20 protein-coding genes, 2 tRNA genes and 1 other RNA gene are annotated in these 18,589 nt (G+C 65.2%); 9 read left to right on the top strand and 14 right to left on the bottom strand.

Going from position 1 to position 18,589, the window contains the following annotated elements; genetic code table 11:
* The first annotated feature begins 5 nt into the window (after positions 1 to 5).
* The 3 genes from orn (at position 6) to def (ending at position 1,540) form a co-directional block, all read left to right on the top strand.
* A complete protein-coding gene (gene orn, locus J2T23_RS00115; protein WP_307356169.1) occupies positions 6 to 635 on the top strand; it encodes an oligoribonuclease in 630 nt (209 codons plus the stop codon).
* Positions 636 to 764: 129 nt separating this feature from the next.
* Positions 765 to 837: transfer RNA gene (locus J2T23_RS00110), tRNA-His, on the top strand.
* A 130-nt stretch (positions 838 to 967) separates the two neighbouring features.
* Positions 968 to 1,540 carry a peptide deformylase gene (gene def, locus J2T23_RS00105; protein ID WP_141181743.1) on the top strand — a complete coding sequence of 191 codons (573 nt, stop codon included), beginning with the start codon at positions 968 to 970 and terminating at the stop codon, positions 1,538 to 1,540.
* A gap of 21 nt (positions 1,541 to 1,561) precedes the next feature.
* On the opposite strand, the gene J2T23_RS00100 is transcribed toward def, so the two are convergent.
* From J2T23_RS00100 to rnpB, 5 genes are all read right to left on the bottom strand, one after another.
* Positions 1,562 to 2,359 carry an HNH endonuclease family protein gene (locus J2T23_RS00100; RefSeq protein WP_307356167.1) on the bottom strand — a complete coding sequence of 266 codons (798 nt, stop codon included), beginning with the start codon at positions 2,357 to 2,359 and terminating at the stop codon, positions 1,562 to 1,564.
* A gap of 124 nt (positions 2,360 to 2,483) precedes the next feature.
* Complete coding sequence (locus J2T23_RS00095) at positions 2,484 to 2,693, bottom strand: hypothetical protein (protein ID WP_141160190.1); 210 nt, start codon at positions 2,691 to 2,693, stop codon at positions 2,484 to 2,486.
* Between the two features lie 65 nt (positions 2,694 to 2,758).
* Positions 2,759 to 4,237 (bottom strand): glyceraldehyde-3-phosphate dehydrogenase, encoded by a 1,479-nt coding sequence (locus J2T23_RS00090; RefSeq protein ID WP_141181745.1) that lies wholly within the window; start codon positions 4,235 to 4,237, stop codon positions 2,759 to 2,761.
* 271 nt (positions 4,238 to 4,508) lie between these two features.
* Positions 4,509 to 5,042, bottom strand: a complete 534-nt coding sequence (locus J2T23_RS00085; RefSeq protein WP_307356164.1) for a TspO/MBR family protein — start codon at positions 5,040 to 5,042, stop codon at positions 4,509 to 4,511.
* A 44-nt stretch (positions 5,043 to 5,086) separates the two neighbouring features.
* An RNA gene (rnpB, locus tag J2T23_RS00080) (RNase P RNA component class A) lies at positions 5,087 to 5,474 on the bottom strand.
* Positions 5,475 to 5,531: 57 nt separating this feature from the next.
* Here rnpB and J2T23_RS00075 point away from each other — a divergent pair.
* Positions 5,532 to 6,296, top strand: a complete 765-nt coding sequence (locus J2T23_RS00075) for a YaaA family protein (RefSeq protein ID WP_141160180.1) — start codon at positions 5,532 to 5,534, stop codon at positions 6,294 to 6,296.
* A 28-nt stretch (positions 6,297 to 6,324) separates the two neighbouring features.
* On the opposite strand, the gene J2T23_RS00070 is transcribed toward J2T23_RS00075, so the two are convergent.
* A complete protein-coding gene (locus J2T23_RS00070; RefSeq protein ID WP_307356161.1) occupies positions 6,325 to 7,062 on the bottom strand; it encodes a zinc ribbon domain-containing protein in 738 nt (245 codons plus the stop codon).
* 60 nt (positions 7,063 to 7,122) lie between these two features.
* A complete protein-coding gene (locus tag J2T23_RS00065; RefSeq protein WP_307356159.1) occupies positions 7,123 to 8,046 on the bottom strand; it encodes a Nif3-like dinuclear metal center hexameric protein in 924 nt (307 codons plus the stop codon).
* 99 nt (positions 8,047 to 8,145) lie between these two features.
* Here J2T23_RS00065 and msrA point away from each other — a divergent pair, with 99 nt between their 5' ends.
* The 3 genes from msrA (at position 8,146) to epsC (ending at position 10,295) form a co-directional block, all read left to right on the top strand.
* A complete protein-coding gene (gene msrA, locus J2T23_RS00060; protein WP_141160178.1) occupies positions 8,146 to 8,670 on the top strand; it encodes a peptide-methionine (S)-S-oxide reductase MsrA in 525 nt (174 codons plus the stop codon).
* A gap of 65 nt (positions 8,671 to 8,735) precedes the next feature.
* The gene (gene cysK / locus J2T23_RS00055) at positions 8,736 to 9,671 is read left to right on the top strand and encodes a cysteine synthase A (protein WP_141160177.1); all 936 of its coding nucleotides are present in this window, start codon (positions 8,736 to 8,738) and stop codon (positions 9,669 to 9,671) included.
* A 39-nt stretch (positions 9,672 to 9,710) separates the two neighbouring features.
* The gene (epsC, locus tag J2T23_RS00050) at positions 9,711 to 10,295 is read left to right on the top strand and encodes a serine O-acetyltransferase EpsC (RefSeq protein ID WP_141160176.1); all 585 of its coding nucleotides are present in this window, start codon (positions 9,711 to 9,713) and stop codon (positions 10,293 to 10,295) included.
* 32 nt (positions 10,296 to 10,327) lie between these two features.
* Here epsC and J2T23_RS00045 read toward each other — a convergent pair whose 3' ends face one another.
* Positions 10,328 to 11,161 (bottom strand): oxidoreductase, encoded by an 834-nt coding sequence (locus tag J2T23_RS00045; RefSeq protein ID WP_307356155.1) that lies wholly within the window; start codon positions 11,159 to 11,161, stop codon positions 10,328 to 10,330.
* A 135-nt stretch (positions 11,162 to 11,296) separates the two neighbouring features.
* A complete protein-coding gene (gene gnd / locus J2T23_RS00040) occupies positions 11,297 to 12,733 on the bottom strand; it encodes an NADP-dependent phosphogluconate dehydrogenase (RefSeq protein ID WP_307356153.1) in 1,437 nt (478 codons plus the stop codon).
* Positions 12,734 to 12,930: 197 nt separating this feature from the next.
* Here gnd and J2T23_RS00035 point away from each other — a divergent pair, with 197 nt between their 5' ends.
* Positions 12,931 to 13,656: a FadR/GntR family transcriptional regulator gene (locus tag J2T23_RS00035; RefSeq protein ID WP_307356151.1), complete on the top strand. Its 726-nt coding sequence runs from the start codon at positions 12,931 to 12,933 to the stop codon at positions 13,654 to 13,656.
* Positions 13,657 to 13,812: 156 nt separating this feature from the next.
* Here the strand turns inward: J2T23_RS00035 and J2T23_RS00030 are convergent, their stop codons facing one another.
* The 5 genes from J2T23_RS00030 to J2T23_RS00010 all read right to left on the bottom strand — a co-directional run bounded on the left by J2T23_RS00030 (position 13,813) and on the right by J2T23_RS00010 (position 16,214).
* Positions 13,813 to 14,103 (bottom strand): hypothetical protein, encoded by a 291-nt coding sequence (locus J2T23_RS00030; protein WP_141160172.1) that lies wholly within the window; start codon positions 14,101 to 14,103, stop codon positions 13,813 to 13,815.
* A gap of 100 nt (positions 14,104 to 14,203) precedes the next feature.
* Positions 14,204 to 14,279 (bottom strand) — tRNA-Val (locus J2T23_RS00025).
* 97 nt (positions 14,280 to 14,376) lie between these two features.
* Positions 14,377 to 15,297 (bottom strand): NAD-dependent protein deacetylase, encoded by a 921-nt coding sequence (locus J2T23_RS00020; protein ID WP_141160171.1) that lies wholly within the window; start codon positions 15,295 to 15,297, stop codon positions 14,377 to 14,379.
* A 6-nt stretch (positions 15,298 to 15,303) separates the two neighbouring features.
* Positions 15,304 to 15,798, bottom strand: coding sequence for a peroxiredoxin (locus J2T23_RS00015; protein WP_141160170.1), 495 nt, complete (start codon positions 15,796 to 15,798; stop codon positions 15,304 to 15,306).
* Complete coding sequence (locus J2T23_RS00010; RefSeq protein ID WP_141160169.1) at positions 15,795 to 16,214, bottom strand: DUF3052 domain-containing protein; 420 nt, start codon at positions 16,212 to 16,214, stop codon at positions 15,795 to 15,797. Before J2T23_RS00010 ends, J2T23_RS00015 begins: the two co-directional genes overlap by 4 nt.
* Positions 16,215 to 16,640: 426 nt before the next feature.
* Between J2T23_RS00010 and aceE the strand changes: the two genes are divergently transcribed.
* Positions 16,641 to 18,589, top strand: a 1,949-nt coding sequence (aceE, locus tag J2T23_RS00005; RefSeq protein WP_307356144.1) for a pyruvate dehydrogenase (acetyl-transferring), homodimeric type, incomplete at its 3' end; no start/stop codon positions are given.

Below are 18,589 nucleotides of genomic sequence, written 5' to 3'. Positions count from 1 at the left end.
GTCCGGTGCCTATATCTAACGAACGAATCGTCTGGATCGACTGCGAAATGACCGGCCTGGACATCAAAAACGACGCCCTGATCGAGGTGGCAGCACTGGTCACGGACTCGGAGCTCAACATCCTTGGCGACGGCGTCGACGTCGTCATCAAACCCGACGATGCTGCCGTGGCCCAGATGTCCGACTTCGTCCGGGACATGCACACCAGGTCCGGGCTGCTGGCGGAACTGCCGCACGGCAAGACGATGGCAGAAGCAGAGGCAGCGGTCATGGAGTACATCTCCGCCTGGGTCCCGGACCCGCGCAAAGCACCCCTGGGCGGGAACTCGGTGGGAACCGACCGCGTGTTCCTGTCCCGCGACATGCCCGCGGTAGTGGAGCACCTCCACTACCGGGTCATCGACGTCAGCACTATCAAGGAGCTTTCGCGCCGCTGGTACGCCCGGGCCTACTTCCAGTCGCCGGCGAAGAAGGGCGGCCACCGCGCATTGGGAGACATCAAAGATTCCATCGATGAGCTCAGGTACTACCGCGAAGCCGTATTCGTCCCCGCCCCGGGACCTGACAGCGCCACCGCCCAGAAGATTGCCAGGGGAATCGCCAATGCCGCTGACGAAAGCAGCTCCGGAGAGTAATCTGCGCCACGTTTGGTGAAATTTTGCCCCAAATCGCAGAAAGTGGACAAAGCACCCCTTCCGAGCAGGTAAGCTATTTGAGTTGCGTTTCCAGGGAGCCGCTACGGCGGAATTCCCTTGAGGCACATGGTGGGCGTAGCTCAGTTGGCAGAGCGCCTGGTTGTGGTCCAGGAGGTCGCGGGTTCAACCCCCGTCGCTCACCCTCACGGGGCGGCACATGCAGCCGTCAACAAAGGAGGCCGCACCGGATATCCGGTGCGGCCTCCTTTGTCGTGCCCCACCGGGTACATGCATTGCAGCCGGGGACACCGAGAAGCCGAAGGACAACTGATATGACTGTTCTGCCTATCACCATCTGGGGCGAGCCTGTGCTGCACCGCCGCGCCGCCGAGGTGGAGGTTTTCGACGACGAACTGCGCACCCTGATTGCCGACATGTTTGAAACCAACGACGCAGCCAACGGAGTGGGCCTCGCCGCCCCGCAGATCGGCGTCGGCAAACGGATCTTCGTCTACAAGTACGCGAACGACGACGGCGCTCCCCCAAGCGGCGTCCTGGTGAATCCCGTCCTGACCCTGTCCAAGGTCTCCGGCGCTGCTCCCGACCCCGACGAGGAGGAAGAGGGCTGCCTTTCCTTCCCGGGCGAACAGTACCCGCTCAAACGGGCGGAATGGGCCCGCGTGGAAGGCTTCGACGGATTCGGGGAACCCGTCCGGTTCGAGGCCACGGGCTGGTTTGCCAGGGTCATCCAGCATGAATACGACCACCTCGACGGCAAGCTGTACGTCAACCGGCTGATGGACCGGTATTCGCGCAAAGCCATGAAGCAGGCCAAGAAGAACGGCTGGGGCGTGCCGGGGCTCACCTGGATGCCCGGGGTGGACCCTGACCCCTTTGGCCACTGACCGTGTCCGGGCGGCGTCCGGTCAGCCTGCGGCGATGGTGGGCTGCTGGGGGCAGGAGGATAGGACCCGCCGCATGGCGTCTTTCTCTGCCGCCGTCACCCACAAGCCGTAGGCGGCTTTCACGGAGATCTGCCGGGCCACGTAATGGCAGCGGATTGCCGTGTTCTTTGGAAGCCAGGTAGCGGCGTCACCCGCACTCTTTTGCTGGTTGGCGGCGCCGTCCGCTGCGACGAGGTTCAGCGGATCATTGGCCAGGCTCTGGCGTTCCTTGGCCGTGAGCCGCTGGGCTCCCTTTTGCCAGGCGTCACCCAGGGCCACCACATGGTCGATCTGGACGGCGCGGCTGCTCTCGGATCCGCGCCGGAAGTCCACGTCCTGGCCCGTGTAGGGTTCCCGGAAGTGCCCGGCCGTCACTTTGCAGGAGGACCCCTCGGAGAACACAACGCCGGCAAGGTCCCTGCGAAGGATGTCGTTCCGCGTGTCGCAGCCGTTCCGGTCGACATCAAGCCAAGCCTGGCCGAAGGCCTCACGGCTGTAGCCGGTGTTGGGCGCCCTGCCTTTCACGGCCAGGCCGTCGAGGGCTGCGAGGGCGCTGCCGGAGGGCACCGGGTTGGGCTCCTGGACCGGTTTCATCCAGGCGGCGTCGAAGACCGGCGCCTCAGTGGGGCCATCTGCCGCCGGTCCGGCTGCCGCGAACTGGCCGGTGGTGAAGAACCAGACCAGGGCCACGAATATGGCTGCGGCGGCGGCGGCGAGGAGCACCCAGGCCTGCCGCGAACGGCGCCGCGCGCGGCGGTACGCAGACCAGCTGATGGTCACGGGGCTGACGCCGGGAAGGGAAAGTCGGGCACCCCAAGAGCCTAGGACAAAGGGCGCGCCCGGCCACTGATATCCACACTGTTGGGGAAGAGTGATGGGTCACAGCGCCCGGGGCTGCCCCGGGTTACTGTTCCCTGGTGACGCGCCGAAGGTCTTCTTCCGCCACGGCCAGCAGGCTCTCGAGCTGGCGCACCCGGTCATCGCTGACGTCCCCGGTCTTATGGGCGTCCCTGGCGCGTTCCAGCAGGCGCAAGGCTTCCTTATGGTTGGCCTTGGCCACGTCGAGTGCGTGCTCGAGGGTGGTTTCGTGCTGAAGTGTCGATTCGTTGTCCATGCCACCAGTGTGGTCCGCTTTCCCGGCTGATTCCAGTGAACCAGCCGGGAAAGACCTGAGCGTTACTAGACTGCGATGGCTGCCAGGGCGGCAGCGCTTTCCTTGGCGGGGAAGGACGGCGGGTTCACGCCTGCCATCTCTTCCATGACGCGGACCACCTGGCAGCTGTAGCCGAACTCGTTGTCGTACCAGACGTAGAGGACCAGGTTCTTGTCCGTGGAAACGGTGGCCAGGCCGTCCACGATGCCGGCACGGCGGGAGCCCACGAAGTCGGTGGAGACGACCTCGGGTGAATCGATGTAGTCGATCTGCTTGCGCAGGTCCGAGTGCAGCGACATTTCGCGGAGGTAGTTGTTGACCTCGTCCTTGGTGGTGCCGTTCTCAAGGGTGAGGTTCAGGATGGCCAGCGAAACGTCCGGGGTGGGGACGCGGATGGAGCTGCCGGTGAGCTTGCCCAGGAGTTCGGGCAGGGCCTTGGCCACGGCCTTGGCGGCACCGGTTTCGGTGATCACCATGTTCAGCGCTGCCGAACGGCCGCGGCGGTCGCCCTTGTGGAAGTTGTCGATCAGGTTCTGGTCGTTGGTGAAGGAGTGGACGGTTTCGACGTGGCCGTGCACCACGCCGAACTTGTCGTTGATGGCCTTCAGGACCGGGGTGATGGCATTGGTGGTGCAGGATGCCGCGGATACGATCTTGTCCGAGTCCGTGATGTCGCTGTGGTTGATGCCGTGGACGATGTTCTTCAGTTCACCCTTGCCCGGTGCGGTCAGCAGGACGCGGGCCACGCCCTTGCTTTGCAGGTGCTGGGACAGGCCCTCGGCGTCGCGCCAGCGGCCGGTGTTGTCCACTACCAGGGCGTTGCTGATCCCGTAGGCGGTGTAGTCGATCGTGGCGGGGTCGTTCGAGTAGATGACCTGGATCTGGACGCCGTTGGCCGTGATGGTGTTGGCGGCTTCATCCACGCGGATGGTGCCTTCGAAGGAGCCGTGGACGGAGTCGCGGCGCAGCAGGCTGGCGCGCTTGGAGAGGTCGTTGTCGGAGCCGCGCCGCACCACGATGGCGCGCAGGCGCAGGCCGTGGCCACCGCCTGCCTTTTCGATGAGGAGGCGTGCAAGGAGACGGCCGATCCGGCCAAAGCCGTAGAGGACGACGTCGGTGCTGGTGCGGTCATCGCCGCCCCGCTTGCCCACAATCTCGGCGAGTTCTGCGCGGAGGAATTCCTCAAGGGTGGCGCCGTTGCCCTCTTCCTTGAATTTTTGGTTCAGCCGGGCGATGTCGATCGCGGCGGCACCGAGCTCGAGTCCGGCCAGCGTGTTCAGCAGGGGCGCCGTGTCCTCCAGGAGCAGTTCGTCCTTGCTCATCCGGCGCGCAAAGCGGTGCGCCTTGAGGATGTTCATGGTGGACTTGTTGATCAGGCTCCGGCCGTGGATGCTGGTCACCACGTTGTTTTCGCGGTACAGCCTGCCGATCACGGGGATCATGGCCTCGGCGAGGGCCTCCCGGCCCATCCACGTATCAAGACAAGAATCAGACGTCTGGCTCACAGAAATACCTTCCTCGGTTCAGCCGTGTACGTCTTCGTACACGGATGTAGGCCACCTGATGATGTCCAGGGGCACCGGCACCTGCAGGGATGGCCCCCAGGCACCTGGATCGCGTGCAAAGAAAAACCGCCGGTTGCGGACGCAATTTTCGGCGGTAGAACTCCTGCGTCCGGGATCCATTCTAATTTGGCGCGGTCCAGGGAACACGCCCGCGCTGCGTGAAATCACTCACATGGCGGGACGGCGCCGGAAGGATACCGTGACGGGCGCCTCAGTTGTGGATGGCGGAGTACAGGTTCAGGCTGGCGCAGTAAACCAGCCACGAGAAGTACGGCAGCACCAGGCAGCCGGCGGTGGCGTCCACCGGGCCGAACCTCAGGATCAGGAACGCGAGGGTTGCGGCCAGGGCACAGATGACTGCAAAGGCCGCCCACAGGGCCACGGCTCCGAGCGCTGGGTACAGGGCGAAGAAGGTCACGGGCCAGGCGGCGTTGAGCAGCAACTGGGCTACGTACCAGGAGCGGGTGCCGCCGGCAAGGCGGCCTTTGCGCCAGACCAGCCACGCCGCGGTGGCCACGCCCGCATACAGCAGCATCCACGTGCCTCGGAACATCCACGACGGCGGCATCCACGGCGCTTTCACGGAGCCTGCGTACCAGCCGCCGGAGTTGAGGATGATCGGGACCGAGGAGAGCAGCCAGGCCAGCGCCGAAAGGGCCAGGAATCCGGCGAGCGCCAGGCCTTGTGAACGGATGCCGGGAACGCCCGCTGCGGGTGCGGTACGGGTTTCAGGAATTGCGGGCACGGTTCAGGATCCCCGACGCATCGCGCGTGGTCAAACGCGGTTTATGGATGGGACAGCCGATACGCCGGGTTCTGTTCTCCCCTGCCGTTGCCGGCGAGGGAGCGACGGCCATCCATCTACGAGTACCGTTGCCGGCACCCTCCAGCGGCCTACCCGGACACTCGGGCGGGCAGCCCTCGAACGTGTCCTGTCTGGCCTTGCTCCGGGTGGGGTTTACCTAGCCTTCCCGGTCACCCGGGAAGCTGGTGGTCTCTTACACCACCGTTTCACCCTTACCTGCCCTCCCTGGCCGGGGCCGGAAATGCAGGCGGTCTGTTTTCTGTGGCACTGGCCTGCGGGTTACCCCGAGTGGGTGTTACCCACCACCCTGCCCTGCGGAGCCCGGACGTTCCTCGAGCCACTTGCGTGGCGCGCGGCCGTCTGGCTGTCCCATCCGGCTCCCAGTCTACCGGCGCCACCGGCCGCTTTTGTCGCCGGTAGGATCGGACGGTGCTGATTCTGCTTCCCCCTTCCGAAGGCAAGACGCCGGCGCTCCGCGGTCCCGCCGTCGACTGGACCGCCCTGGGCTTCCCGGAGCTCAACCCGTACCGCGCGAAGGTCCTCGAGGCGCTTGGTACGGTCAGCGCCCACCAGGACGCCCTCGCCCTGCTGGGCGTAGGGGCATCGCTGCGGGACGACGTCGAGCGCAATACCCGGCTGCACGCCGAGCCGGCGGCCCCTGCCCACAGCATCTACTCGGGTGTCCTGTACGACGCCCTGGGGTACCGGAGCCTGACGCCGGTGCAGCGCCGCAAGGCCGATGAGTCCGTCCTGGTGATCTCGGCGTTGTGGGGAGCCCTCCGCTTTGGCGACAGCGTTCCCGCCTACCGGTTGTCAATGGGCACTTCCCTGCCCGACGTCGGGCGGCTGGCTCCGTTTTGGAAGGAACAGCTTGGGGATACCCTCAGCGCCGCAGCGCAGGGGCACTTGCTGGTGGACTGCCGGTCCAGCACCTATGCGGCAGCGTGGGCTCCGCCGGCGCAGCAGACCGTCACGGTCAACGTCTTCACCGAAAGTGGAGGAGTCCGGAAGGTGGTGAGCCACTTCGCCAAGCACACCCGCGGCGAACTGGCGCGGCACCTGCTGGTGCGCCGTGGAAAGGCCCCCGGGGCGCCGTCGGACCTTCTGAAGGCTGCCCGCGAAAAGTGGGAGGCGGAGCTGGTGCCCGGCACCGCACGCAAACCGCACGCCTTGAACATCATCCTGCCGGGCTGACCGTCCGGCCGGTTGCCTTGCAGTCCGGTCAGGACCACTCGTCCGAACGGACCAGGATGGCGCCGGAGTCCGGGCAGAACACGATGTCGTCGGCAGCGGCTGCCTTGATCTCGGCGAGGTCGCCCGGGCTGAGCTTCATGCCCGAGGCTTCCGAGGTGCCGTGGAAGAGCCGCGCGGCGCCCACCCCGCGCTTCGCGAGCGTTTTTTCGTAAATTGCCAGCAGGCCTGCGTCCAGGCCTTGGGCAAAAACGCCCCGTTGGGTACGAAGCCCTGCCGCTTCTGTTTCCACGTCCGCCAGGGCCGCATCGAGCTCGGCCCTGATGGTTCCAAAGGACCCCTGGATGTCGTCGACAATCTGCTGCTGGGCCGCCTGCCGTTCCCGCAGCGAGTCCAGCCGCTCCATGACTTCCAGTTCCACGTCTTCAAGGTCGGAGCGCCGCTTGTTCAGCGACGCAATGTCCTTTTGCAGTGCCACCAGGTCCTTGGACAGGCCGGTGCCGCTGTTGAGCCGCGCTTCGTCACGCTGGATCCGGGAGGCAACCTGTTCGACGTCGGCCTCGGCCCGCTTCAGCGCAGCCTCGGCGTCGTGCACGGCCACCTTGGCCGCGCCCAGTTCACCGTTGGCGACGGACAGGGCGGCCTCGAGGTCCTTGATGCGGGGATCGTTTTCGAGCGTGCGGCGGCGGTTGGTGAGGCCTTTCAACCTGGCGTCAAGGCCCTGCAGTTCGAGCAACTTCAACTGTTCCGCCGGTGCTGCCTTGGCCACGTTTACCTCCGCTGGATTCTTCCGGCCTTGGCCGGGCACCGAACCGGCGCTTCCTAGACTCTAGCCGGGAGTGAGGATGAAGTCCCACGGATCGCTGTTGGTGGTGCTGACCAGGATCTCCACGTCATGGCCCTGGTCGGCCAGGACGTTGCCCAGGGCCGCGGCCGCGGCTGGCAGCCAGAGCCATTCGCTCGCAAAGTGCGACACGTCCACCAGGTACGGCCGTCCGTTGGCGGCGGCCTCCCGCGCCTCCGACGCCGGGTGGTGGCGGAGGTCAGCGGTGACGTAGACGTCGGCGTTGCTGGCACGCACCTCGTTGAACAGCGAATCCCCCGCACCACCGCAGACCGCGATGCGCCGCACCAGCCCGTCCTTGTCGCCGGACACCCGCACTCCCCCGGCAACCGACGGCAGGATCCCGAACACCCGTGCGGCAAAGTCGCCAAGGCTCATGGCATCCGCAAGGTCCCCCACCCGCCCAATGCCCTCCTCCGGCAGCCCGTTGGCCGCCACGGTCAGGGGGGCGACATCCTGGAGTCCCAGGGCGTCGGCCAGGACATCGGAGACACCTCCTACGGCGGAGTCGCCGTTGGTGTGCACGGTCAGCAGTGCCGTCCCCGACTCGATAAGCCGGTGGACCGCCCTGCCCTTTGCCGACGTGGCTGCCACGGACGTGACGCCCTTCAGCAGCAGCGGGTGGTGGGTGATGAGCAGCTCCGCTCCCCACTCAACCGCTTCCTCAATGACTTCCAGGGTGGGATCGACCGCGAACATCACCTTCGTGACCGGTGCCGAGGGATGGCCCGCCACGAGCCCCACCTCGTCCCAGTTCTCCGCCAGGGATTCAGGCCACAGCTCCTCAACCGCAAGCAGCAGTTCGGCCAATGTGGGGGCGTCCGCGGAACCGGCCGCGGCCGGCGTGCCGGAAGAGGCGTCGCCGTCGTGATCTGCCTGGCCGCTAACGTCGGTGTCCACAGGTTCCATAGTCTTAGTTTTACCCCATTGGCCCCGCGCCGCCGCAGTTTGCGGCACTGGGCCGGGGTGCCGGGGAATCTTCCGGCACCGTCAACCATTGAAGAGGTCATGAAAACTTTTGTTTTGGGCGGAGGGTGCTTCTGGTGCCTGGACGCCGTCTACCAGAGGACCAAGGGCGTCACCTCAGTGGTGTCCGGCTACACCGGCGGCCACGATCCGCAGCCGGATTACTACTCGGTCTGCAGTGGAACCACCGGCCACGCCGAAGTTGTGGCCGTGACCTTCGATGAGGACATCATCCCCGCGGAGGTGGTCCTGGACATGTTCTTCGCCCTGCATGATCCCACCACGCTGAACCGCCAGGGATACGACGTCGGCACCCAGTACCGCTCCTCGATGTTCTACGAGACCACAGAGGAGAAGATCCTCTTCGAAGAGGCGATCGACCGCAACCAGGCATTATGGGCGCACCCCATCGTCACCGAGGTCAGCCGGCTCCCGCGGTTCCATGTGGCGGAGGAATTCCACCAGAATTACTACGCCAAGCACCCGGAGCAGGGGTACTGCCAGGTGATCATCAACCCTAAGCTGGCCAAGGCCCGGAAATATTACTCTGCATGGCTTAACGCTTAGCCCACCGTTACGCGGCCTCGTTAGGCTGACCTCAGTATCCACCCCTTAGAGATAGGCGTATGTACATGGCACGGATCTATGACGATGTAACGCAGCTGGTCGGCGGGACCCCGCTGGTTCGGTTGAACCGGCTCAGCGAGGGACTGGACGCCACCGTTGCCGTGAAGCTGGAGTTCTACAACCCCGCCAACAGCGTCAAGGACCGCATCGGTGTGGCCATCATCGACGCCGCGGAAAAGTCCGGTGCCCTGAAGCCCGGCGGCACCATCGTCGAAGGCACTTCCGGCAACACGGGCATCGCCCTGGCCATGGTGGGTGCTGCCCGCGGGTACAAGGTCATCCTCACCATGCCGGAGACCATGTCCACGGAGCGCCGGGTCATGCTGCGCGCATTCGGCGCCGAAATTGTGCTGACCCCCGGTTCAGAGGGCATGCGCGGCGCCGTGGAAAAGGCCCAGGAAATCGTGGCCAACACCGAGAACTCCATCTGGGCACAGCAGTTCGCCAACGAGGCCAACCCCGAGGTGCACCGCAGGACCACCGCCGAGGAAGTCTGGGCCGACACTGACGGCGCGGTAGACATCTTCGTGGCGGGCATCGGCACCGGTGGAACCATCACCGGCGTCGGACAGGTCCTGAAGGAGCGCAAGCCCGGCGTCCAGATCGTGGCTGTGGAACCCAAGGACTCCCCCATCCTGAACGGCGGCGCTCCCGGCCCGCACAAGATCCAGGGCCTGGGCGCCAACTTCATCCCCGAACTGCTCGACACCAACATCTACGACGAGGTCATCGACGCCACCCTTGAGGATTCGGTCCGGGTAGCCCGCGAATTGGGCATCAAGGAAGGCATCCTCGGCGGCATCTCCTCGGGCGCGATTGTCTGGGCCGCCCTGGAGCTGGCCAAGCGGCCGGAAAACGCAGGCAAGCTGATTGTTGCCGTAGTGTGCGACTTCGGTGAGCGTTACATCTCCACCGTGCTCTATGACGACATCCGCGGCTGATCAGTCCGCTGTCCGCCCGTTTCCTGTAGAAAGAACTTTGTGGGCTTTTTCGCAAGACTGAAGGAAGACCTCGACGCCGCCCGGTCCCACGACCCGGCGGCTCGAGGTTCTTTTGAGAACTTTTTCGCCTATTCCGGCCTCCATGCCATCTGGATCCACCGGCTGACGCACCGCATGTGGCAGAACCCGTCGCTTCGCTTCCCGGCGCGCCTGCTGTCCCAGCTGGGCCGGTCCTGGACCGGTATCGAGATCCATCCGGGTGCCACGATCGGCCGCCGCTTCTTCATTGACCATGGCATGGGTGTGGTGATCGGCGAGACGGCAGAGATCGGCGAGGACGTGATGATCTACCACGGTGTGACCCTGGGCGGACGTTCCCTGGCCCGGATCAAGCGGCATCCCACCATCGGCGACCGCGTGACCATCGGCGCCGGTGCCAAGATCCTGGGGCCAATCACCATTGGACGGGACAGCGCCGTGGGCGCCAACGCGGTGGTGGTCAAGGACGCGCCGCCGGAGTCGATCATCACCGGAGTTCCCGCCAAATGGCGGCACCGGGATGCGCAGCGGGAAACCAAGCCCGCCGTTGACCCGGCCGAATACGACATCGAGTACCGGATCTAGCGGACGCAATTCGGGCGGGGCCTGGTGCGTTGCTAACCGGGGAAACGCCTGTAGATGGCCCACAGAACGGTATCGAAGGCACGGTCCCGGAGCAGCCGGCGCAGCAGCAGGATGGCCCGCGCGCCCTTGCCCACCGGATACCGGGTCCTGGGCCGCGGCGACGTGGCTGCATGGACAATCGCCTCCGCGATAACTTCCGGATGCGAGGACATTGCCGAACCGTCGGTGGAGGCCAGCGCGGCTGCCACGACCTTGGCCTGCGCTGCATATGGTCCCGAGCCCGAATTGGCCAGCAGGCCTTCGGCGGAGATGGTGCCCCATTCGGACTGGGTACCGCCCGGTTCGATAATGGATACGTCGATTCCGTGTGGCTTGAGCTCCACCCGGAGCGAATCGCTAAGGCCCTCCACAGCGAACTTCGTGGCGTGGTACCAGGCACCCAGCGGCTCGTACATCTTTCCGCCGATCGATGAAATATTGATGATCCGGCCCCTCCCGGCGGCACGCATGGCCGGCAGCACGAGCTGCGTCATCCGGGCCAGCCCGAAAAGGTTGACCTCGAACTGCCGCCGGCCTTCAGCCAACTCCACTTCCTCCAGCGACCCGTAGGACCCGTACCCGGCGTTGTTGACCAGGATGTCGATCCTGCCGTGGGCTGCGAGAACTTCCCCCACGGCCGCACCCATTGACTCCTCGTCTGTCACGTCCAGCGGCAGGATCCGGACGCCGTCAGCCCTGAGCGGCTCCATTTTCTCCACCCGGCGGGCGCCGGCATAGACCGTGAAACCGTGGGCAGCGAGCTTCCTTGCGGCTTCAAAGCCGATTCCCGTGGACGCGCCGGTGACAAAAACGACGGGCTGGCTCATGGGTGGGACTCCTTGGGACGGGGCGACGGGACGGGCAGGCAGCGCGGATCGACGGACGGTCCGGCCGGAAACACCAGCGGCCGGCGCCCCCAGAGTATCTGGTCGCGCCGGCCGCCAGGCTGGAAATGGTGCTGACTAGTGCGTGTCCACCGCTGCAACCTCGGACTTGTCCTCGCCCCAGAGGGTGTGGAACGTCCCTTCGGTGTCGACGCGGCCGTACGTGTGGGCGCCGAACAGGTCGCGCTGGCCCTGGATCAGGGCGGCGGCCACGCGCTTGCGGCGCAGTCCGTCGTAGTACGCCAGCGAGGACGAGAACACCGGTACCGGGATGCCGAGCTGTACGGCGGTGGCAACAACGCGGCGCCAGGCGGGCAGGGCGTCTGCGATGGCCTTGGTGAACGCCGGGGCGAAAAGCAGGTTGGCCGGCTTTTCGTCGGCGGCGTAGGCCTTGGTGATGTCCTTGAGGAGCTCGGCGCGGATGATGCAGCCTGCCCGCCACAGGGACGCGATTTCGTCAAGCTTCAGGTCCCAGCCGTATTCCTTGGCTGCGGAGGTGAGCATGTCCAGTCCCTGGGCATAGGAGACCAGCTTGGAGGCGTAGAGCGCCTGGCGGACGTCCTCGACAAACGTCTCGGGGACCTCCACGGTGGCTTCGTTGCCGGCCAGCAGTTCCTGGCCCAGCTTGCGCTGTGCGGCCTGGGAGGAGAGTGCGCGGGCAAAAACGGACTCGGCGATGCCCGAGACCGGTGAACCCAGTTCCAGGGCAGAGATGACCGTCCAGCGGCCAGTGCCCTTCTGGCCGGCAGCGTCAACGACGACGTCGACGAACGGCTTGCCGGTCTTGGCGTCAACGTGGCCCAGGACCTCGGCGGAGATCTCGATCAGGAACGACGAAAGATCACCCTTGTTCCACTCGGAGAAGATCTTTGCCTGCTCGGCCGGCTCGATGCCTGCACCGGAGCGGAGCAGGTCGAAGGCCTCGCCGATGACCTGCATGTCGGCGTATTCGATGCCGTTGTGGACCATCTTGACGAAGTGGCCCGCACCGTCGGTGCCGATCCAGGCACAGCAGGGCTCGCCGTCGACCTTTGCGGAGATTTTTTCCAGCAGCGGGCCCAGGGCCTTGTAGGACTCCTTGGAACCGCCGGGCATGATGGAGGGGCCGTTCAGGGCACCCTCCTCGCCGCCGGACACGCCGACGCCCACGAAGTGCAGGTCCTTCTTGGCCAGGGCCGCTTCCCGGCGGCGGGTGTCCTCGTAGTGGGAGTTGCCGGCGTCAATGATGATGTCGCCCGGCTCCAGCAGCGGCTCCAGCTGCTCGATTACCGAATCGACCGGCTTGCCGGCCTTGACCATGATGAGTACCCGGCGCGGCTTCTCCAGGGAATCGACCAGTTCCTGCAGGGTTTCGGTCCGGATGAAGTCACCTTCCGAGCCGTGTTTTTCCAGCAGCGCATCCGTCTTCTCCACGGACCTGTTGTGCAGGGCAACGGTGAATCCGTTGCGTGCCAGGTTGCGTGCGAGGTTGGCGCCCATGACGGCGAGGCCGGTGACACCGATGTGTGCAGACATCAATAACTCCAATTCATTGTTCGCCTCGGCTGCCGGCTTCCGCAGGCGGAAGTCACCGGGGCAGATCAGGGGGTCGGAATAAAGCATATATATTCTCGGAGTGGCGCGAAAGTGGCGGCCGCGAACTGGGACCGATTATGTCGGCGCCCGTCCGGTACGCTGCCGGCCACATGGTTGCCAACAACTAGGCTTACAGCATGACCAGCAGCCTCCACCACCGTGCCATCGAGAACCTGGGCACCCGGATCGTCACGGGGAAACTCCCCGCAGGCCATGTCATGCTCGCGGAGCAGCTGGAGGATGAACTGAAGGTGTCCCGGTCCGTGATCCGGGAAGCGGTGCGGGTCCTGCAGTCCCTGGGCCTGGTGGAGACCACCAAGCGGGTGGGGATCCGGGTGATGCCGGCCAGCCACTGGAATCCCTTCGATCCGCAGGTCATCCGGTGGCGCCTGGCCAGCGATGCACGCGGCGCCCAGCTGCGCTCACTGGCTGAGCTGCGCGCGGCCGTGGAGCCTGCCGCTGCCGAGTTGGCAGCGCAGAATGCTCCGGCGGCCCTGCGGATGGAACTCGTGGACGTTGCCCGTGCCATGCGCGAAGCCGGCAACAACGGCGAGGTGGCGCGGTTTCTGGAGCTGGACATCCGCTTCCATTCACTGCTGCTCTCGGGCTCCGGTAACGAGATGTTCGCCAACCTCATGGGCCAGGTGGCAGAAACCCTGACAGGCCGTACGGTGCACGGCCTGATGCCCGACCACCCGCACCAGGCTGCCTTGCAATGGCATGAGGATGTGGCGGAGGCGATCGCCCGGGGTGACGCCGCATCAGCACGTGATGCGTCGGACCGGATCATGCGGCGCACGATGTCCCAGATGGCCGATACCTGGACCGAACAGCCACGGGTATTTATCCCCGTCCGGCAGTAAGCACGGCCCGGCAGCCGGGGACCTCCGGAAATATGACGAGGCGTGACTTTTTGTTTCCGGAAGTTCACGGTATATTCATCGCAGGCCCTCCACCGCGGCATCCCCCAATAGTCGCGGTGGAGGGTTTTCCAATGCCCGGGGGACGTAGCCCGCCTCCTAGGCTGCCCCCGCCACCGGCTCCCTTAATCTCCAACCGCCGCCCAGCCCGTCCCGCTGGAGATACATGGTGGTAAGTGCCGACCTGTCATTGTGCCCCAGCCTCACCTGGACCTGCAGGACTTCGACGTCGACGCCGCCGGCGCCTTTTGGCATCCTTCGGGTGGTTTCCCACCAGTTGATCCGCTCGAACCACCTCGTCGGCTCGGCGCCGACTGCCCATTCCCTCCCCCGGCTCAGCACCGCAGTGGGCATCCCTTCGCTGTCCGTATGCACTATGACGTGTTCCATGCCTGCAAGCTACGGCAAGGCACTGACAATCACGCCCGGCAGGAGGGATCAACAAAAAACCCCGCCGCCTCCGCCATCAGGCGGGGCAACGGGGTTTCCCTGGTGGGTCCTACCGGGATCGAACCGATGACATCCACGGTGTAAACGTGGCGCTCTACCAGCTGAGCTAAAGACCCGAATTGCGCTGTTTCCGACCGTTCCGCCGTAACCAACGAACATAGACTCTACCCGACCGGGGACCGGAAACGCGAATCCGTGGAAGAAAGGGACGGCCTACAGTGGCGGTAGTTCCGCGGCGAGGTAATCCAGCGCCTGGCTGACCCCGGCTTCAAGCTTGATGGTTGCCTTGTCATCGCCGCGGGTGGCGCCCCGGTTGATGATGACCACGGGCTTGGATTCCTTGGCAGCGTGCCTGACGAACCGCAGGCCGCTCATGACTGTCAGCGACGAGCCGGCCACCAGCAAGGCTGCGGCCTCGTCCACCATTGCGTAGGAGCGCTCCACCCGGTCCTTGGGCACGTTTTCCCCAAAGTAGACGAAGTCCGGCTTCAGGGTGCCACCGCAGGCAGGACAGACTGCCACCACAAAGCTTTTGATCAGGGCCTGGTCCTCTACGGTGGCGTCAGCGTCCGGTGCCATTTCCACCAGGCCGCCCGCCGCTGCCCGTTCCAGGAAGCCGGGGTTCAGTTCCTCGAAAACACCAGCCAGCAAGCGCCGGGAGTAAGTGCGCCCGCAGTCCAGGCAGACCACCTGGTCATACCTGCCGTGGAGGTCCACGACGTTGGAACTGCCGGCGTCCTGGTGCAGCCGGTCGACGTTCTGGGTGATGAGGCCGGTGAGGTAGCCGCGCCGTTCCAGCTCAGCGGCGGAGTAGTGCCCTTGGTTCGGGTCCGCGTGCCGCATGTGGGACCAGCCGATGTGGTTCCGGGCCCAGTACCGTTGCCGGTTGGCTGCGTCCCGGACGAACTCCTGGTAGGTCATGGGCGAACGCGGTGGCGAATCCGGGCCGCGGTAATCCGGTATGCCGGAATCGGTGCTCAGTCCGGCACCCGTCAGCAGGGCGAAGGGGGCGCCCGCGAGGAGGTCGCGGATGCGGGCCAGGACATCGAGGTCATTTCCCGACGGCGGGGCAGGGGCCACCGGCGGCATGCTGGCGAACCCGGTAAGGCCTGTCCCCCGCCGCTGCCCGGCCATGGCTTCCTAGTCCCGCTTAAGGTCCGCGAGGGCGGAGCGGTATTCGCTGAAGTCCCGGGCCTGTCCGCGGGGGTTCACCACGCTGTAGCGGATCCTGCCGTCGCCGTCGATGATGAACGTGGCCCTCTTTGCCATGCCGCTGCCGGCGTCGAACACACCGTACGCGCTGGCGACAGCCCCATGCGGCCAGAAATCGGCCAGGAGATCGAAGCTGTAACCCTCCTGCGCCGCGTAGGCGCGGAGGCTGAACTTGCTGTCCACGGACACGCCCAGGACAACAGTGTCCGAATCCTCGAACATGCCCAGGTTGTCCCGAATTTCGCATAGCTCGCCGGTGCAGATACCGGAGAAGGCAAAGGGGTAGAAGACCACAGCAACGTTCCGGCCCCGGAAGGAGGACAGTTTCACCGGCTCACCGTATTGGTTGGCCAGCTCGAAATCGGGAGCTTCGGCGCCCAGCGAGGGTATGGCTGCGGCGACGGGCTGGACCGCTGCCGTCACTTGTTCTTCCTGCTGACCAGGCGGACAGCGCTCCAGTCCTTTGAGACTCCGGCGGAGGTGGTGACGTGCAGGCCGGCGGTGGGGGCAGCTTCCTGGATTTCCGCAGGCGAAACGTAGCCGTCCCGGCCGGACTTGGGAGTGAGGACCCAGACAACGCCGTTTTCGCTGAGCGTTGTGAGGGAATCCATCAGGCTGTCCACCAGGTCCCCGTCGCCGTCACGCCACCAGAGGATGACGGCGTCCGCCACCTCATGGTCGTCCTCGTCGAGCATTTCGGAACCGGTGAGGTCCTCAATATCGTCACGCAAGTCGAAATCGACGTCGTCGTCGTAACCGAACTCCTGAATCAGATCCCCGTTCTTGAAACCCAATTTTTCCGCCACATTTACCGAAGTGGCGGCGTCGGCCTCGCTCACGTGTTCCTCCAATACCTCATATATGCGGTGCGCATAGTGATTTCCATTACTCCCAAGCCAACACCCTTTGTGCCTGCGCTTCAAGCTGCCGCCCCCTGGACTGCGCATATTCTGCGTCACATCCGGCCGCGGCATCCCCGTCGCAGGGGCTTTTCGTCACACAACCAGTATGACGAACGAAATACAACTGCAGCACCGGGCCGCGGCTACGCATCGTGTTCCGGTCAGGGCTAGAGTGGCTGGTGACAACTATGCCTGCGGGACGACTACCTTGTGACTCCGTGCAGACATAGGAGCGCTAGGAAGCTGCCCGGCACACATGCCCGGGCTGTTGTAACCGATACGTCGCACACGGCGTATGTACGCCGGGCAGTCATCCTGCCTGGCCTGAGTGCGCCGATTCATGCGCGCAAAGAGAGGTTGGACGTGGCTGCAGGAGAAGATACCTCCCATATCCTCAGCGGGTTGACTAACCAGCTGCCTGATCGTGATCCGGAAGAGACTGCCGAGTGGGTTGAGTCCCTGGACGCGTTGATCAGGGAACAGGGTACCGAGCGTGCCCAATACATCATGCGGAGCCTGCTGCAGCGCGCGGGCGCGCAGAGCGTGGGGGTGCCGATGGTGACCACCACCGATTACGTGAACACCATCCCGGTGGACCAGGAAGCGGCGTTCCCGGGCAACGAGGAGTTCGAGCGCCGCTACCGGGCGTATATGCGGTGGAACGCCGCGGTCATGGTGCACCGGGCGCAGCGGCCCGATATCGGGGTCGGCGGGCACATCTCCACCTATGCCGGGGCCGCGACCCTGTACGAGGTCGGGTTCAACCACTTCTTCCGCGGCAAGGACCACCCCGGCGGCGGGGACCAGGTCTTCTTCCAGGGCCACGCTTCCCCCGGCATGTACGCCCGGGCGTTCATGGAAGGCCGCCTCTCCGAGGAGGACCTGGACGGGTTCCGGCAGGAAAAGTCCCGCGAGGGCCACGCCCTCTCCTCCTACCCGCACCCGCGCCTGATGCCGCAGTTCTGGGAATTCCCCACCGTGTCCATGGGCATCGGGCCGATGAACGCGATCTACCAGGCGCAGAACAACCGCTACCTGCACAACCGGGGCCTGAAGGACACCTCGGACCAGCAGGTCTGGGCGTTCCTGGGCGACGGTGAAATGGACGAGCCCGAGTCCCGGGGCCTGCTCCAGCTCGCAGCGAACGAGAACCTGGACAACCTGAACTTCGTGATCAACTGCAACCTCCAGCGCCTGGACGGCCCGGTCCGCGGCAACGGCAAGATCATGCAGGAACTCGAAGCGTTCTTCCGCGGCGCGGGCTGGAACGTGATCAAGGTCGTCTGGGGCCGGGAATGGGATGACCTGCTCACCCGCGACACCGACGGGTCGCTTGTGAAGATCATGAACGAAACCGTCGACGGGGACTACCAGACCTACAAGGCCGAGTCAGGCGGGTTCGTCCGCGAACACTTCTTCGGCAAGACCCCGCAGACCAAGGACCTCGTCGCGGACCTCACCGACGACCAGATCTGGAACCTCAAACGCGGCGGCCACGACTACCGCAAGGTCTACGCCGCCTACAAAGCCGCCACCGAATTCAAGGGCAAACCCACCGTCATCCTCGCCCACACCGTCAAGGGCTACGGCCTCGGCCCGCACTTCGAGGGCCGCAACGCGACCCACCAAATGAAGAAGCTCACCCTCGATGACCTGAAGAAGTTCCGCGACCACCTGCGGATCCCGGTCACCGACGAGCAGCTGGAGAAGGATTCCTACCGGCCGCCGTACTACCACCCCGGTAACGACGCCCCGGAAATCAAGTACATGATGGAGCGCCGGGCGGCCCTGGGCGGATCCGTCCCGGAGCGCCGCGACACCCACGCCGAGATCGTGCTGCCGGAGGCCAAGTCCTACGAGGTGGCCAAGCGTGGCTCGGGCAAGCAGATGGCCGCGACCACCATGGCGTTCGTCAGGCTCCTGAAAGACCTGATGCGGGATAAGAACTTCGGCAAGCACATCGCCCCGATCATCCCGGACGAAGCCCGCACGTTTGGCATGGATGCGTTCTTCCCCACCGCGAAGATCTACAACCCCAAGGGGCAGAACTACCTGTCGGTGGACCGGGACCTGGTCCTGGCCTACAAGGAATCCCCCGCCGGGCAGCTGATCCACCCCGGCATCAACGAAGCCGGCGCCGTAGCAGCCTTCACCGCCGCCGGAACCTCCTACGCCACCCACGGCGTCCCCCTGGTCCCGGTCTACGTGTTCTACTCCATGTTCGGCTTCCAACGCACCGGCGACGCCTTCTGGGCCGCCGGCGACCAAATGACCCGCGGCTTCATCATCGGCGCCACCGCAGGACGGACCAC

Origin of the sequence: Pseudarthrobacter niigatensis (assembly GCF_030812615.1) — a bacterium.
Taxonomy (GTDB): Bacteria; Actinomycetota; Actinomycetes; order Actinomycetales; family Micrococcaceae; genus Arthrobacter; species Arthrobacter niigatensis.
This window is presented reverse-complemented; position numbering and strand designations above follow the sequence as displayed.

Coding starts and splice junctions, on each gene's coding strand:
- def (WP_141181743.1), top strand. CDS start 968: ATGACTGTTCTGCCTATCACCATCTGGGGCGAGCCTGTGCTGCACCGC.
- J2T23_RS00065 (WP_307356159.1), bottom strand. CDS start 8,046: ATGGAACCTGTGGACACCGACGTTAGCGGCCAGGCAGATCACGACGGC.
- J2T23_RS00095 (WP_141160190.1), bottom strand. CDS start 2,693: ATGGACAACGAATCGACACTTCAGCACGAAACCACCCTCGAGCACGCA.
- msrA (WP_141160178.1), top strand. CDS start 8,146: ATGAAAACTTTTGTTTTGGGCGGAGGGTGCTTCTGGTGCCTGGACGCC.
- J2T23_RS00030 (WP_141160172.1), bottom strand. CDS start 14,103: ATGGAACACGTCATAGTGCATACGGACAGCGAAGGGATGCCCACTGCG.
- J2T23_RS00020 (WP_141160171.1), bottom strand. CDS start 15,297: ATGGCCGGGCAGCGGCGGGGGACAGGCCTTACCGGGTTCGCCAGCATG.
- gnd (WP_307356153.1), bottom strand. CDS start 12,733: ATGTCTGCACACATCGGTGTCACCGGCCTCGCCGTCATGGGCGCCAAC.
- cysK (WP_141160177.1), top strand. CDS start 8,736: ATGGCACGGATCTATGACGATGTAACGCAGCTGGTCGGCGGGACCCCG.
- J2T23_RS00045 (WP_307356155.1), bottom strand. CDS start 11,161: ATGAGCCAGCCCGTCGTTTTTGTCACCGGCGCGTCCACGGGAATCGGC.
- J2T23_RS00035 (WP_307356151.1), top strand. CDS start 12,931: ATGACCAGCAGCCTCCACCACCGTGCCATCGAGAACCTGGGCACCCGG.